Below are 14,879 nucleotides of genomic sequence, written 5' to 3'. Positions count from 1 at the left end.
GAGACACATGCATGGTCAAGGTGGTTTATGAGGTCGTACCGCATGACGGCGGCTGGGCCTACAAGCTTGGAGACGTCTATTCCGAGGCATTTCCGAGCCACTCCGAGGCGCTAGAAGCTGCCCGCATCGTTGCGGCCGAGCAGCAGGTCGGCGGCGACTCCGCTGAGATCAGCTGGCAGGACGCGCAGGGCAAGTGGCACGAGGAATATGCCGAAGGTGGCGATCGTCCCGAAACCGAGGTTGTGGACGGGTTCACCAAGAGCCGTTCGCCCGAGGTTTCCCCCGAGCCCTGATCTCCCGCCGATTTTCTGACCTCATTCAGCGCGTCATCAGGCGCGCGTTTCCCCTGCATGACTTGATGTAGCTCAGCAGACCATCAACCAGCGCGTCGAAGGTTACGCGGCAGCGCGGCGAGGTCCTGAGGCTCTCGTGCATGACAACCCACGTGCCAAGCCGCATCTCGAATTCATCCGACAGAATGTGGACGAGATCATGGTTCGGGCGGGCGAGCCCCGTCTGGCAGATGCCGATGCCTATCCCGGCGCGGATCGCGGCCAGATGGGCGAGATGATTGCTGGTGCGAAAGGCCGCAGCGAGTTCGTCAACTGCCGGATAGAGCTTGCGCATCATGCGGATATAGGCCGTCTGCCGATCGAAGCCGATGATACGATGACCAGTGAGATCGGCCATTGTCTGCGGTGTGCCGTGGCGTTCAAGATAGCGGCGATGGGCGTGGAAGCCGAGCGGGATATCGCCGATGCGCCGCGCCAGCAGCACATCCTGCTGCGGCTCGGTCATACGCACGGCAATATCCGCCTCCCGGTTCATGAGGTCTTCCAGCGCATCCGATGCCGACAGCTCCACCTGCAAACCCGGATAGGCCTCCTGCAGATCGGCGATGATCGGCGGCAGCACTTCGATGCCGATCACTTCGCTGGCGCTGATGCGCACGGTGCCTTCCACCCTGTCGCGCCGGCTGGATGCCGTGCGCAGGAAGGCGTCGGCCGTCGTTGCGAGCGTCTCGGCATAGGGTTTCAGGTCGAGCGCCATATCGGTCGGCAGCAGGCCATTCGAAGAGCGGGTAAAAAGCTCCGCACCGACAGCCTGCTCCAGCGCGTCGATATGACGGCCGATCGTCGGCTGGGTCAGGCCGAGTTCGCGCGCGGCAGCCGAGAGCGATCCCTGACGCAGGACAGTGAGGAAAGAGCGATAGAAATCCCAGCTTGGTTCGGTATCCATATAATTATGTATAGCGACGGAACTTATTTCGTCAATTTTGTTTATCGTGGATAGAAGGCATAGTCGTCTCATCGAACAAGGAGATGATCATGAGCAGTGAATATCAGGATAAGAAACTGGCGCTGGTTCTCGGCGCTACCGGCGGCATCGGCGGTGCGGTGGCCCGCAAGCTGCAGGCCCGCGGCTGGACGGTGAGGGCGCTCAACCGCAACGCCGCGAAAGCATCGGCGAGCGGGCAGGGTTTCGACTGGATGCAGGGGGACGCGATGAATGCGGCGGATGTGCGCAAGGCGGCTGAGGGTGCCAGCCTTATCGTGCATGCCGTCAATCCGCCCGGTTATCGCGACTGGGAGAAGCTGGTTCTGCCGATGCTTGATAATACGATTGCCGCAGCTCGTGCCGTTGGCGCCCGCATCGTGCTGCCGGGCACCGTCTATAATTTCGGGCCCGATGCGTTTCCCGTTGTGACGGAGGATAGTCCGCAGCATCCGGTGACGAAGAAGGGCAAGATACGTGTCGAGATGGAGAAGTGTCTGAAGGCGGCTTCAGAGACCGGCATAGGTGTGATCATCGTTCGCGCCGGCGATTTCTTCGGGCCGGGCGCGACGAGCAATAGCTGGTTCTCCGCCGCCTTCGCCACGCCGGGCAAGCCTGTTGGTACGATCAAGAATCCGGCGAGACCGGGCATTGGTCACCAATGGGCCTATTTGCCCGATGTTGCCGAGACGATGGTGCAACTCGTCGAGCGGGCAGCGCGCCTGCCAGCTTTCGCTTGTTATCACCTGAACGGCTTCTGGGATGGTGACGGCCAGCAGATGGCGGAGGCTGTCCGGCGTGTTGCCGGCGGCGCGGCAAAGATCGGTCGCTTCCCCTGGTTCATTGTACCGCTGCTCGCTCCTTTTATGACCGTCATGCATGAGCTGAAGGAGATGCGTTACCTGTGGAAGGTGACGGTGCGTATGAGGAACGACAAGCTGGTGGCCGAAATCGGAACCGAGCCACATACGCCGATCGACGAGGCCGTGCGCGCAACCCTCATCGCGCAGGGATCTCTGCCGGAACCGCATTCTGCAGCGACGCCAGCGCACTCTCTCACGATCGGAAATTAAGCTAGCCCAGTTCCGCGAGGGCGATACGGGCAACCGTCAGAGGTTTTTCCGCCGAGGCGTGGTCGCCATCTTCAAGAAACCAGGCAGCGGAAAGACCGGAATAGGCAGCGATCCATTTGAGCAGCCTTGACGGTTCGATATCTGCCTCTTTGGAGACAATCGGAAGCTGGCGCTGGAGCCGCTTGGGATCCGTCGTCGTCGGCAGGTCTTCATTGGCGAAGATATTGGCAAAGTCATAGCCGCGTTCGCCGTAGATCCGCTTGGGATCGATCGCCAGCCAGCCGCGTTCGCCGAAATCGAGGATGTTGCGGTGGTGGATGTCGCCGTGGAGAATGCTGAGCTGTTGCGGTGTTGCGAGCAGGCTGTTGGCGATCCTCCAGCTATCGACAAACGTACCGCCATGGGTGCGCGCTGCCGGTTCCAGACTGCGGAACCAGCGCTCGAGTGTCGGGGAACCGGAGAGAGGCGTAGGGCGCGGCGCATGCAGCCTTGCTGCGGTGCGCACCATGATGCGGCTTGCTTCATCATCCTCGCCGTTCAGGGCCATTTCCAGCAGCGAGTGCCTGTCGGCCGCGCGCTCGAGAAGAACGGCGTCGTCCTGCTGCGCATAGACCTTGGCCGCGCCGTCACCATCCCACCATTTCATCAGCAATGCGCCTTCGCGCTCGCTGCTGTCGGTTGCGAATTTCAGCATGGCGGGTTTGTCCTGCCAGGTGACCGGCAGGAGGCGGCTCGAATGGGTGATGATGGGTTCGCCGTCCGAGGTAAGCGACCAGCGTTCGAGATAGGGTGAGAACATGCGCGCATGCTAGCGGCAATGGTCACGAATGGAAATCCCGCCGGATGGCGGGATTTCGCTTCGGCGAAAAGGATCAGGCGACCTTTTCAAGCAAGGGGTAGTCGACATAGCCCCTGGCATCGCCACCATAGAAGGTCGATTGGTCCGGTGGGTTCAGCGGAAGATTCTTCTCCAGACGCTCAACGAGATCAGGATTGGAGATGAAGGGCTTGCCGAAGGCGACGAGATCGGCCGTACCGTTTTCGACGGCTTCGATCGCCATGTCTCTGACATAGCCATTGTTGACCATCCAGGCAGCCTTGCCGCCAGCCTTTTCATAGGCAGCGCGCAGTGCCTTGTAGTCGAAGGAGGGGTTGTCGCCCTGGCGATAATCACGCTCGCCGCCGGTCTGGCCTTCGATGACGTGGATATAGGCGAGGTCGTACCTGGCAAGGCCTTCAACGACATGGGTGAAGAGTGTCTGCGGGTTTGAATCATAGGATTCACCCGACGGCGTCACCGGCGAGATGCGGATCGCGGTGCGGCGCGCGCCGATTTCCCTGGTCACGGTTTCAACGACTTCGAAGAGGAAACGGGCACGGTTTTCGATCGAGCCGCCATATTGATCGGCGCGGTCGTTGACGCCATCACGCATGAACTGGTCGAGCAGATAGCCGTTGGCGCCGTGGATTTCGACACCATCGAAGCCGGCGTCGATCGCAGCACGGGCGGCCTTGCGGTAATCCTCGATGATGCCGGGGATTTCGGAGGTTTCGAGTGCACGCGGTTCGGACGTTTCGGCGAAGGCGCCGGTGCCGTCTGCATTGACGAGATAGGTCTTGGCCTTGGCGATGCGGTTGGTCGAGGAGACCGGCTTGGCATTGTCGGGTTGCAGCGTGTTGTGGGAGATGCGTCCGACATGCCACATCTGCACAACGATCTTGCCGCCTCCGGCGTGGACCGCATCCGTCACGCGCTTCCAGCCGTCGAGCGCTTCCTTGCTGTAGAGGCCGGGAACGTTCGCATAACCCTGGCCTTGATGCGTGATGGCGGTCGCTTCGGTGATGATGAGGCCGGCTGTAGCGCGCTGGCGGTAATATTCGACATTGAGATCGTTCGGGACTGCGCCCGGCGAGCGGTTACGGGTGAGCGGCGCCATGACGATATGGTTCCTGAGGGAAATATCGCCGACCTGCGTCGGCTGGAAAAGCTTGGCCATGGAAGGTCCTTTCTGCTTGGGGGATCACTCGGCGGTAGCGGGGTTAGTCTGTGCCCGGCCGGAGAGATAGGTGAGCGCCGTCGCTGCGAGGCCGATCAGGGCCATGGCGGCAGCGGCGAGGGGAACATGAACGAAGTCGAGACCGGCATTGATGACCATGCCGCCGACCCAGGCGCCCAGCGCATTGCCGGTGTTGAAGGCGCCGATATTGATGGTCGAGACGAGGTTTGGCGCATCCTTGCCGAAGCCGACGACACCGACCTGCAGGGCAGGGACCGCAGCGAAGGTTGCGGCAGCCCAAAGGAAGAGCGTTATCTCGGCCGGGATAACGAAGCGGCTGGTGTAGAAAAAGACTGCGGAGGTGAGTGCGATTACAGCAAAGACGCTGGCAAGCGTGGCTCCAAGCCGCCAATCGGCAAGCTTGCCGCCGATGAGATTGCCGACTGTCAGTCCGATGCCGATCAGGAACAGGGTCCAGGTGACGCCTTCCGGCGAGATGCCGGTCACGTTACGCAACAGCGGGGCGATGTAGGTGAAGAGCGTGAACATCGAGGCCGCGAAGAAGACGGTCACCGAGAGCGCCATCCAGAGGCGGACGTTCTTCAATGCCGCGATCTCGCGCAGGATGCTGCTCTGCGTTTCCTGCTTGTCGCGCGGCAGGATGGCGATCAGGCCGGCAATGGTGACGACGCCGATGGCGGTAACGACCCAGAAGGTGGAGCGCCACCCGAAAGCCTGGCCGATGGCAGTGCCGGTTGGAACGCCGAGAACGTTTGCCAGCGTCAGGCCGGTAAACATCAGGGCGACGGCGCGGGCCTTGCGGTCTTCGCTCACAAGATTGGCGGCGACCACCGAGCCGATGCCGAAGAAGGCGCCATGGCAAAGCGCGGTGACGATGCGGGCGATCATCAGCACCCAGTAATTGGGCGCGATTGCGCAGAGCAGGTTACCGGCGATGAAGAAGGCCATCAGCATGATGAGCGTCGAGCGTCGCTTCAGCTTAGCGGTGGAGACCGCCATGATCGGCGCACCGAGCGCGACGGCTAGGGCATAACCCGTCACCAGCCAGCCAGCCTGGGGGATCGTCACAGAAAGATCGGCGGCGACTTCGGGCAGGAGGCCCATGATGACGAATTCCGTGGTGCCTATGGCAAATGAACTCAAGGCAAGGACGAGCAGGGCAAGGGGCATGACTAGAGATCCTGCGTTAGCTGCTGGAGAAAGGCAGCGATCGTTTCTTCATTGCGCTTGTAGAAGATCCACTGGCCGACACGCTTGCTGGTAACGAGGCCGGCGCGGTGCAGGGTACCAAGATGGGCGGAAACAGTGGATTGGGAAAGGCCGCAGCGTTCGAACTGGCTGGCGCAGACGCCCATTTCAAACGGGTGTTCCTGCGTCGGAAAGTGCTCTTCCGGTTTCTTCAGCCAGTTGAGGATGTCCATCCGGGCAGGATTGGCCAGGGCCTTGAGAATCTCGTCTTTGTCCATCGTCGTTCATCGAACTATAAATCGGATTTTCCCGATATATGGATCGATGATTTTCGATATGCAAATCACGGAGGCGTGAGCGATTGATTTCCTGGCTCTGCTTAAATCTTAAGCAAAAAAAGAGGGCCACCGGAAAACCAGGGCCCTTTATAAGTGTGAAGGTCAAAAACCTCCAGAGGGGAACAGCCAACGCGGTGGCACTGGGAGAGAACCACGAATTGCATCGGCTATGAGCGATATGGTGGTTCTTTGTGCAGCTTTCAATAGCCTTTTGTGCATGCCAGCTATGCGCTGCACAAAATTTTTCCGCACTGCGGTATCTTCCGATAAAAATTCAGGCAAAAAGCAAAAATCGGGCAAAAAAAGAGGGCCACCGGAAAACCAGGGCCCTTTATAAGTGTGAAGGTCAAAAACCTCCAGAGGGGAACAGCTAATGCGGTGGAACTGGGAGGAAAAGCCACCGTGTGCATCAGCTATGTGCGATATGGTGCTTTAATGAGCAAACAACAACCCTTTTTTGTGCATGTCAGTCATGCGTGGGTTGCATGATTTGAGATTCATTCCACAAAAGTGGAAATCAAAAGTTCCAGTTGCGGGCCTTGCTGACGATGAAATCGCGGAAGGCTTTCAGCTTGGCGGCGTTCTTTATCTCGTCCGGATAGCAGAAATAGGTGTCGAAAGAGGGGACGTCGGCATTGATCGCCAGCTGGATCAGGCCAGGGTCGCGGCCGACGATATAATCGGGCAGGCAGGCGATGCCGATACCGAGCAGGCAGGCCCGCTTGATCGAGGTCTGGCTGTTGATCTGCAGATGCGGGATGCGCTTGTTGTCCGACGAGCGGCCGGCGATTTCCAGCCAGTTCACGTCGAGCAGGTAGTTTGGCGCCGGCTCGCCGAACGTGATGATGCGGTGGTTGTCGAGATCTTCGATCGTCTGCGGCTCGCCGTGACGATTGATGTAGGAGGGGGCGGCGTAGACGTGCATATGCACGGTGAAAAGCTTGCGCTGGATCAGGTCCGATTGCTGCGGCTGGCGAAGGCGGATGGCGCAATCGGCATGGCGCATGTTCACGTCCACTTCCTCGTTGTCGAGGATGAGCTGGATCTGGACGTCGGGATAGAGCTGCAGGAATTCCTGGATCTTGTCGGTCAGCCAGCCCTGGCCGAGGCCGACTGTCGTCGTGACGCGCAGCTTGCCGGACGGCGTTTCCGTCGTCTCGGTCAGCTGCATCTTGACGGTTTCGAGCTTGAGCAGCACGTCGTGGGCGGTGCGGTAAAGCAGCTCGCCCTGTTCTGTGAGGATCAGGCCGCGCGCGTGGCGATGGAAGAGCTTGGTGCCCACGTCCTGCTCGAGCGCACTTACTTGACGGCTGATGGCCGACTGGGACAGATGCAGTTTGTCGGCCGCATGCGTAAACGATCCGGCTTCGGCAGCTGCGTGGAAAATACGCAGCTTGTCCCAGTCCAATGGCATTCCCCCACCCCTCATGCCACTATTACTCCGCTGCTACGGCAACGGGCATATGGCCCGTCAGATAACGTTCTGCCTCGAGGGCGGCCATGCATCCCAAGCCTGCGGCGGTGATTGCCTGGCGGAAGGTGTCGTCCGTCACGTCGCCTGCGGCATAGACACCCTCCAGGCTGGTCGCAGTCGAATCCGGTGCGGTCCAGAGGTAGCCATTGTCCTTCAGCTTCAGCTTGCCCTTGAAAAGTTCCGTTGCGGGCGCGTGACCGATTGCCACGAAGACACCGTCAACGGCGACATCGGTAATAGTGCCGGTGCGGGTATCGCGCAGGCGAGCACCGGATACGGACGGCGGCATGGGGGGCTTTGCCGGCGTGCCCGTGATCTCGGCGACCTCGGTATTCCAGAGAACCTTGACGTTCTCCTTGGAGAAGAGACGCTCCTGCAGGATTTTTTCTGCGCGGAAGCTGTCGCGGCGGTGCACGACAGTGACTGACTTCGCGATGTTCGAGAGATAAAGTGCCTCTTCGACGGCGCTGTTGCCGCCACCGACCACGATCACATCCTTGTTGCGATAGAAGAAGCCGTCGCAGGTGGCGCAGGCAGACACGCCGAAGCCCTGGAAATGCTGCTCGCTCTCGATGCCGAGCCACTTGGCCTTGGCGCCGGTCGCGATAACGAGCGTATCGGCAGTCCAGACCTGGCCGCTATCGGTGCGGGCAACGAAGGGGCGCTGGTTGAGGTCGACTTCGGTCACCAGGTCGTTGACGATTTCGGCGCCGACATGCTGAGCCTGCTGCAGCATCTGGTCCATCAGCCAGGGACCCTGGATGGGATCTGCAAAGCCCGGATAGTTCTCGACATCCGTGGTGATCATGAGCTGGCCGCCCTGTTCCAGACCGGCGATCAAAACCGGTTTCAGCATGGCGCGCGCGGCATAGACCGCTGCCGTATAACCGGCAGGTCCGGAACCGATAATGAGCACCTTGGTATGGCGGGCAGACATGGAATTTCCTTTCGATAGCAGGATGCGGCGGCTAAGAGGCGAATAAGGCCGTTTCGCGATCCCTGCGCCATTTATGAACGACCAATGCTTTTATTCAAGGGCAGCCTTGCATTACCAACAAGGCAAATGCAGGCGCCGTGCAAGATTCCGTCATCGGCCTGAAACTTTCTTGCGTATTCCGTCGCTTTATATAGAAGCTGCCCACGGGGAATTAAAGAAAGGCCTGAGCGTGGTTCGCGCTGAACTTGACGTTATCGACATAAAGATATTGCGGGAACTGCAGGCCGACGGCCGCATGACCAATGTGGAACTTGCCGACAGGGTGGGAATTTCAGCGCCGCCCTGCCTGCGTCGGGTGCGTAAACTCGAAGAAGCGGGCGTCATCGAAGGCTATCACGCGATGTTGAACAGCCCGAGGCTCGGGCTCGATCTCGTCGCGTTCTGCATGGTCGGCCTCAAGCACCAGTCCGAAGCCAATCTGAAGGCCTTCGCTGCCGCCACCGCCGAGTGGCCGCTGGTGCGCCAGGCGTGGATGGTTTCCGGTGACAGCGATTTCCTGCTGCATTGCGTGGCCCAGAACCTCACCCGTTTCCAGGATTTCGTCATCGAAGTGCTGACGGCCAACGAGCATGTCGATACTGTTCGCACCATGCTGACGATCCGACAGGTGAAGAAGCTCGGGCTCGTCGAGCTATAATCCAAAGCGTGTCGCGATCTTTCAGATCCGCTTGCCACGCTTCAGGCTCTTGTTTTCACGTGTCGTTTCTATTTGCGGTCGACATCTCCGTCTCTCCGCCTTCCTGATTTGTCCGTCACCTGGGATCGGCTTAAGCGCCGAGAAGCTGCCGGTAAATCCGGTTGATGGCCGTTGCTTCCTTTTCCAGCGCGAAGTTTTCACGCACATGCCGGAGCGCCGTTTCGCCTTGAGCTGAAGTCAGCGCAGGATCGGCAAGATAGGTGGCGATGGCCGCCGTCAGTGCGTCGCCGTCGCCGGGCGGCACGATGACGCCGTTTTCGCCCGGTACGACCATTTCGGCGTAAGCGCCGGCGTCGGATGCCACGACCGGCGTATTCGAAGCCATGGCCTCCAGTGGCGTCAGCCCGAAACCTTCGTTGCGGGATGGGGCGACATAGAGGCTCAGGCGGCGATACCAGACCTTGATATCAGGCACTTCGCCGATGAAGACGATGCGGTCGGTCAGACCGGCTGCGGCGATATCGGCCTTCAGCTTGTCGGCAAATGCCGTATGCTCCGGCGTGACGCGGCCGGAAATGACGGCCGTCCAGTCCGGGTGCTGCGGCAGCAGCGCAATCATCGCCTGGACGAAAAGATCGGTGCCCTTCTGATGGCGCACGCGGCCGAAACAGCCGACGAGATAGCGGCCGGGCAGACCGCTGGCGGCGATCGTATCGTCAGCCCCTTCGGGCGGATGGAAAAGCGTCAGATCGACGCCATGCTGGATGATCACATGCGGCACCTTGAGGAAGGAGCCGGAGCGGCTGCTGGTGGCGATGACGGCATCCATCCGGCGGATCAGCCAGCGGGTATAGGAGGTGTGGCGGCGCTGGGCGGCGGAGGTGAAGACGAGCTTCAGCGGCATGCGCAGGACGTGGCGCATGAGGATGCCGACGGCCATTTCGTTGTTGCGGCGCGCATGCCAGACGCGCTGCCGGCGCCCGGCAGGCGGGCGCCAGAGGCCGGCAAGTTGCGGCCATTTCAACCGCGGAAGTTCCGGCGGAAGACCAGGGCCGAGAGCGGCGATCTTGATCCCCAACCGGATCTGGCAGGGGATGAGCTGAACGATCGTGGACGTGACGCCGGAGAGCCGGCGTTTCAGGTTGGGCGCGATGATCTCGACGTCACTGATGTCCGGCACTGGCTGCTCGTGCGAAGAAAGGCGAGGGCGATCAGCCCCAGGAAACGGAAAGGATTTCGTAGGCCTTCGAGCCGCCCGGCGCATTGACTTCAATGGAGTCGCCGACTTCCTTGCCGATCAGCGCGCGGGCGATCGGGGAGGAGATGGAGATGCGACCCTGCTTCACGTCGGCTTCCTGATCGCCGACGATCTGGTAGGTCTTTTCTTCCTCGGTGTCCTCGTCGACGAGCTTCACCCTGGCGCCGAACTTGATCTTGTCGCCCGACATCTTGGAGAGGTCGATGACTTCGGCGCGCGCCGTCAGGTCTTCGAGCTCGGTGATGCGGCCTTCATTATGGCTCTGTGCTTCCTTGGCCGCATGGTACTCGGCATTTTCCGAAAGGTCGCCATGGGCGCGCGCTTCCGCAATTGCCTCGATGATTCGCGGGCGCTCCTCCTGCTGACGCCAGCGCAGTTCTTCCTGCAGCTTGACGAAACCACCCTGTGTCATCGGTACCTTATCAACCATTTTTTCGTCCTTCTCTCCCCGCATCCGCAGTTCGCGCAGACACAAAAGAAAACAGGTCCCGAAGGGGACTTCGGAACCGTGTTACAAACCTAGTTCATTGCTTATAGCAGATCGGCACGCGCAATTTCCATAAAATTCGTATCGGCGCTTTTTATCATCAGCAGAAGTGCCTGCTTTTGAAGGGAACTTGCAGGGAAGCTCATTTCTTCGTCTTGATTTCGCCACCGTGAACATTTAGTGAACAAGATGATGAAGAAATCGCTTAGAGAACGGTTGGCGATCCTCTCCGACGCCGCCAAATATGATGCATCCTGCGCCTCCAGCGGCACGGTCAAACGGGATTCGGCTGCCTCCGGCGGGCTCGGCTCAACCGAAGGCGCCGGCATCTGCCATGCCTATGCGCCGGATGGGCGCTGCATTTCGTTGCTCAAAATCCTGCTTACCAATTTCTGCATCTACGATTGCGCCTATTGCATCAACCGCTCGTCCAGCAATGTCGAGCGCGCCCGTTTCACGCCGGAAGAGGTCGTCTGGCTGACGCTGGAATTCTATCGGCGCAACTATATCGAAGGCCTGTTCCTCTCCTCGGGCATTATCCGCTCTTCCGACCATACGATGGAGGAGATGGTACGCATCGTGCGCGAACTGCGCGTCACGCATCATTTTCGCGGCTACATCCACCTGAAATCCATTCCGGAGGCGTCTCCACATCTGATCGAGGAGGCGGGGCTTTATGCCGATCGCCTGTCGCTCAATATCGAGCTGCCGACCGATAGCGGCATCAGCCGTTTTGCGCCGGAGAAGAAGCCCGCCAGCATCCGCCGCTCGATGGGCGATCTGAGGCTGAAGATCGAGGCGGCGGGAGAGCCGACGCTGCAGACCAAGCGGCGCAAGCGCTTCGTGCCGGCCGGGCAGAGTACCCAGATGATCGTCGGCGCTGACGGCGCCAATGATGCGACGATCCTGTCGACCAGCGGTCAGCTTTACAGCAGCTACGGTCTCAAACGCGTCTATTATTCCGCCTTCAGCCCGATCCCCGACAGTTCGAAGAACCTGCCGCTCATCAAGCCGCCGCTGATGCGAGAGCACCGGCTCTATCAGGCGGACTGGCTCTATCGCTTCTATGGTTTCGGCATCGACGAGATCACCTCGACACAGCAGGGCGGCATGCTGGATCTCAATCTCGATCCCAAGCTTGCCTGGGCCCTCGGCCATCGCGAGGACTTCCCTGTCGATATCAATCGCGCCGATCGCGAGAAGCTCCTGCGCGTACCGGGGCTCGGCACCAAAACGGTGAAGGCGATCCTGACGGAGAGGCGGCAGCGCCGGTTGCGGCTCGAGGATCTGCCGCGGCTTGGTGTCTCCCTTCGCAAGGTGCAGGCCTTCATCACTGCCGAGGGCTGGACGCCGCGTCGCCTGGCCGATCGACCGGACCTGCGCGCCATGTTCGAACCGCAACCCGAACAATTGTCGCTGCTATGATGCGCCGTGTCGTTCTGGAGGGCAGGGGGAATTTCGAGGAGTGGCGCAAGGCAGCTCGCGCCTTTGCCGCAGCTGGAATTCTGCCTGATGAAATCGACTGGCATGAAAGAAGCAGCGAACCGGGGTTTGCCTTCCAGCGTGATGCCTTGCCGCCTGATCCTCCCGTCGATGCCAGGACGATGAGCGTACCGCCGGCCTTCATGGCTTTGGCCGAGGCGGTGATCTGCCATAGCGATGCCAGGCGCTTCTCACTGCTTTACAGCCTGCTCTGGCGAACACAGGAAAACCGGAACCTGCTGGAGCTGGCATCCGATGAAGAGGTGTCGCGCGCCCGGCTGATGCAGAAGAGCGTGCATCGCGACGCCCACAAGATGACGGCCTTCGTCCGCTTCAAGGAGGTGGCGGCCGCTGCCGGCGGGCGGCGTAAATTCATCGCCTGGTTCGAGCCCGATCACTACATCGTCGCGCGCACGGCTCCGTTCTTCCAGCGCCGCTTCACCGACATGGACTGGCTGATCGCAACGCCAAAGGGATCGGCCGCCTGGGATGGCGAGCGGCTGACGACGAGCGATGCGCCTTGCGAAAAGCCTGATATCAGCGACGCGACCGACGATCTCTGGCGCATCTATTATGCCAGCATCTTCAATCCGGCGCGGCTGAAGGTGAAGGCCATGCAGGCGGAGATGCCGAAAAAATACTGGAAGAACCTGCCGGAGGCCGATCTCATTCCCGGCCTTATTGCCGATGCGGAAGCAAAGGTACTCGCCATGGCGGAGCGCGAAGCGACGATGCCGCTCCCCTATCACAACCGAATTCAGGAAGCGGCGGCTCGTCTGCCGATGCCGGAAATGGCGCCGGCCGGGACGCTGGAGGCACTTCGCGACGAAGCTGCGGTCTGCAATCGCTGCCCGCTGCATGCCAGGGCGACGCAGACCGTCTTCGGCGAAGGTCCTGCCGATGCAGACATCATGTTCGTCGGCGAGCAACCGGGCGATCAGGAGGATCTTGCCGGCCGACCCTTCGTCGGACCGGCGGGCAAGGTCTTCGACGAGGCCATTGCGCAGGCCGGTATCGATCGGTCACGGCTTTACGTCACCAATGCCGTCAAGCATTTCAAATATGAGCCGCGTGGCAAGCGGCGGATTCATCAGAAGCCCAATCTTGGCGAGGTGCAGCATTGCCGCTGGTGGCTGAAGCTGGAACTCGATCTCGTCAAGCCGAAGCTGATCGTGGCGATGGGCGCAACCGCCTTTTACTCGCTGACCGGCGACAAGCAGAAACTGGAAGACGTGCGCGGTCGGCCGATTGCGATGGAGGAAGGACGGCTGCTTTTCGTGACGGTGCATCCTTCCTACTTGTTGCGGCTTCCGGACGAGGACAGGAAGGCGCACGAGCTTGCCCGTTTCCGGCAAGACATGAATCAGATCAAGGCTCTGGCTCACTGAGCGTAGAATTCGATTCAGGGAACGAAGACCGGATCCTTCGGCATGTTGGACGGATTGTATCCGGTCACCATGCGCACTCTCACGGATTCATGCAGGTTTGCGCGATCGGGGATGAAACGCCGGTCCTCGAGGGGCAGATAAATTCCTCCTCTGTTGCCGCGTTTGCGCCAGGAGTTTTCAGGGACTCGCCGCGGAATATATTCGAGCAGTTTCCAGCCCGCAGTCATCGAGTCGTGCAGCGGTGCGGCGGCGTTGAGTTCGACATAGCTGTTGTCGCTCCTGCCAAGGACGATATTGTTGACCGTGCGCGAAACGTAAAGCAGGCCTGCAAGCCCGGTTTCACGGATCATCCAATCGAGCGGTATCTTGATCTGAGCACTTTCAGCCTCCGGATAACCGCCCCCGATATCGCCATGGACACCGGCAAACCAGACCTCCTTGAAGTCCTGCTTTGCGGTCGCGGGCTTGAAAGGATTGCCGCGATAATCCTGATCCGGCGTCCACAATTCCGGCTGGAACATCGTTCGTCGTTCGTCGATTGCCATGGCGTGACGCACATATTCGACACTGGGGTTCTTTCTGGTGAAAGGGTGCGTCTTGAACTGGATTCGCCCTTTGCCCTTTTCGATGACCGAGGCAACGGTATCGAACAGACCGAGCAGCTTGATCGGCGGGCGGTCGTTGCGCAGCATGCGCTCATAGAGCCGCATGCTCTTGAAGGCAGATGACGGATCTCCGCCATCTGCGTGCTGTTCCTGTTCGGGAATGCCCTTATAGGTTCTGTAAGCGTAGTCGAGCAGGTTCAGGTGATATCTGCTGCAGAGCCCGAAGGCGTGGATGAAACCTGCGAGAACCCGGGCCGTATAGGCGCCGCGGCTGAAGCCGAAAATATAGATGCGGTCCCTGTCGGGATGGCCGCCGTGATCATCGGGCATGCCGGCATCGTAATTTTCGACGAGGAAACGGTAGGCACCTTTGACGTTCTCATCGAGACCCCATCCGGTGGCAAGGCCCCAGACCTCAATGGACTTGCGGTAGAGGGGCAACCAGGCATCTGCCGCGCCAAGCGTGCCGACGCCGGGGTCGTAATAGACGATCTGTTCGTCGGAGCGCTTCAGCGTTCCGAACAGCCGGAGAATGTTGGTGCGGTCTGCGGATATCTCGTTCGACGTGCCGTCGAACAGGATGACGATGTTCTTCGACATGCTGCTCCCCCGATACAGCTCGGGAGCAGGCTAACATCAAGTTTTCGCCTCTGCAATTT

General features: G+C 60.2%; 15 protein-coding genes. 5 read left to right on the top strand and 10 right to left on the bottom strand.

Annotation, left to right across the window (positions count from 1 at the left end; all coding sequences use genetic code 11):
- Positions 1–11 precede the first annotated feature (11 nt).
- A complete protein-coding gene (locus FHT93_RS08665; RefSeq protein WP_112543596.1) occupies positions 12–293 on the top strand; it encodes a DUF2188 domain-containing protein in 282 nt (93 codons plus the stop codon).
- Positions 294–318: 25 nt separating this feature from the next.
- On the opposite strand, the gene FHT93_RS08660 is transcribed toward FHT93_RS08665, so the two are convergent.
- Complete coding sequence (locus FHT93_RS08660; protein ID WP_112543597.1) at positions 319–1,239, bottom strand: LysR family transcriptional regulator; 921 nt, start codon at positions 1,237–1,239, stop codon at positions 319–321.
- Positions 1,240–1,328: 89 nt separating this feature from the next.
- Here FHT93_RS08660 and FHT93_RS08655 point away from each other — a divergent pair, with 89 nt between their 5' ends.
- The gene (locus FHT93_RS08655) at positions 1,329–2,348 is read left to right on the top strand and encodes an NAD(P)H-binding protein (protein ID WP_183847112.1); all 1,020 of its coding nucleotides are present in this window, start codon (positions 1,329–1,331) and stop codon (positions 2,346–2,348) included.
- Between the two features lies 1 nt (position 2,349).
- Here the strand turns inward: FHT93_RS08655 and FHT93_RS08650 are convergent, their stop codons facing one another.
- From FHT93_RS08650 to trxB, 6 genes are all read right to left on the bottom strand, one after another.
- The gene (locus FHT93_RS08650) at positions 2,350–3,147 is read right to left on the bottom strand and encodes an aminoglycoside phosphotransferase family protein (RefSeq protein WP_183847110.1); all 798 of its coding nucleotides are present in this window, start codon (positions 3,145–3,147) and stop codon (positions 2,350–2,352) included.
- 73 nt (positions 3,148–3,220) lie between these two features.
- Positions 3,221–4,345: an alkene reductase gene (locus FHT93_RS08645; RefSeq protein WP_183847108.1), complete on the bottom strand. Its 1,125-nt coding sequence runs from the start codon at positions 4,343–4,345 to the stop codon at positions 3,221–3,223.
- Positions 4,346–4,369: 24 nt separating this feature from the next.
- A complete protein-coding gene (locus FHT93_RS08640) occupies positions 4,370–5,536 on the bottom strand; it encodes an MFS transporter (protein ID WP_112543600.1) in 1,167 nt (388 codons plus the stop codon).
- 2 nt (positions 5,537–5,538) lie between these two features.
- A complete protein-coding gene (locus tag FHT93_RS08635) occupies positions 5,539–5,832 on the bottom strand; it encodes a metalloregulator ArsR/SmtB family transcription factor (RefSeq protein ID WP_112543601.1) in 294 nt (97 codons plus the stop codon).
- Between the two features lie 577 nt (positions 5,833–6,409).
- A complete protein-coding gene (locus FHT93_RS08630; RefSeq protein WP_112543602.1) occupies positions 6,410–7,306 on the bottom strand; it encodes a LysR family transcriptional regulator VtlR in 897 nt (298 codons plus the stop codon).
- A 22-nt stretch (positions 7,307–7,328) separates the two neighbouring features.
- Positions 7,329–8,303, bottom strand: a complete 975-nt coding sequence (gene trxB / locus FHT93_RS08625; protein ID WP_112972239.1) for a thioredoxin-disulfide reductase — start codon at positions 8,301–8,303, stop codon at positions 7,329–7,331.
- A gap of 229 nt (positions 8,304–8,532) precedes the next feature.
- Here trxB and FHT93_RS08620 point away from each other — a divergent pair, with 229 nt between their 5' ends.
- Complete coding sequence (locus FHT93_RS08620) at positions 8,533–9,000, top strand: Lrp/AsnC family transcriptional regulator (protein WP_112543653.1); 468 nt, start codon at positions 8,533–8,535, stop codon at positions 8,998–9,000.
- 130 nt (positions 9,001–9,130) lie between these two features.
- On the opposite strand, the gene FHT93_RS08615 is transcribed toward FHT93_RS08620, so the two are convergent.
- Positions 9,131–10,180 (bottom strand): glycosyltransferase family 4 protein, encoded by a 1,050-nt coding sequence (locus FHT93_RS08615; RefSeq protein ID WP_183847106.1) that lies wholly within the window; start codon positions 10,178–10,180, stop codon positions 9,131–9,133.
- 31 nt (positions 10,181–10,211) lie between these two features.
- A complete protein-coding gene (gene greA / locus FHT93_RS08610) occupies positions 10,212–10,688 on the bottom strand; it encodes a transcription elongation factor GreA (protein ID WP_112543605.1) in 477 nt (158 codons plus the stop codon).
- Positions 10,689–10,937: 249 nt separating this feature from the next.
- Here greA and FHT93_RS08605 point away from each other — a divergent pair, with 249 nt between their 5' ends.
- Complete coding sequence (locus tag FHT93_RS08605; protein WP_113147188.1) at positions 10,938–12,170, top strand: putative DNA modification/repair radical SAM protein; 1,233 nt, start codon at positions 10,938–10,940, stop codon at positions 12,168–12,170.
- Entirely contained in the window at positions 12,170–13,615 is a 1,446-nt protein-coding gene (locus FHT93_RS08600) for a UdgX family uracil-DNA binding protein (RefSeq protein ID WP_183847583.1), read from the top strand. Before FHT93_RS08605 ends, FHT93_RS08600 begins: the two co-directional genes overlap by 1 nt.
- A gap of 14 nt (positions 13,616–13,629) precedes the next feature.
- On the opposite strand, the gene FHT93_RS08595 is transcribed toward FHT93_RS08600, so the two are convergent.
- Positions 13,630–14,820: a DUF2235 domain-containing protein gene (locus FHT93_RS08595; protein ID WP_183847104.1), complete on the bottom strand. Its 1,191-nt coding sequence runs from the start codon at positions 14,818–14,820 to the stop codon at positions 13,630–13,632.
- Positions 14,821–14,879: the final 59 nt, after the last annotated feature.

The sequence above is a fragment of the Rhizobium sp. BK379 genome, assembly GCF_014193955.1.
In the GTDB taxonomy this organism is placed as follows: domain Bacteria; phylum Pseudomonadota; class Alphaproteobacteria; order Rhizobiales; family Rhizobiaceae; genus Rhizobium.
Note: the sequence above shows the minus strand (reverse complement) of the source record. Positions and strands in the feature narration are given on the sequence as shown.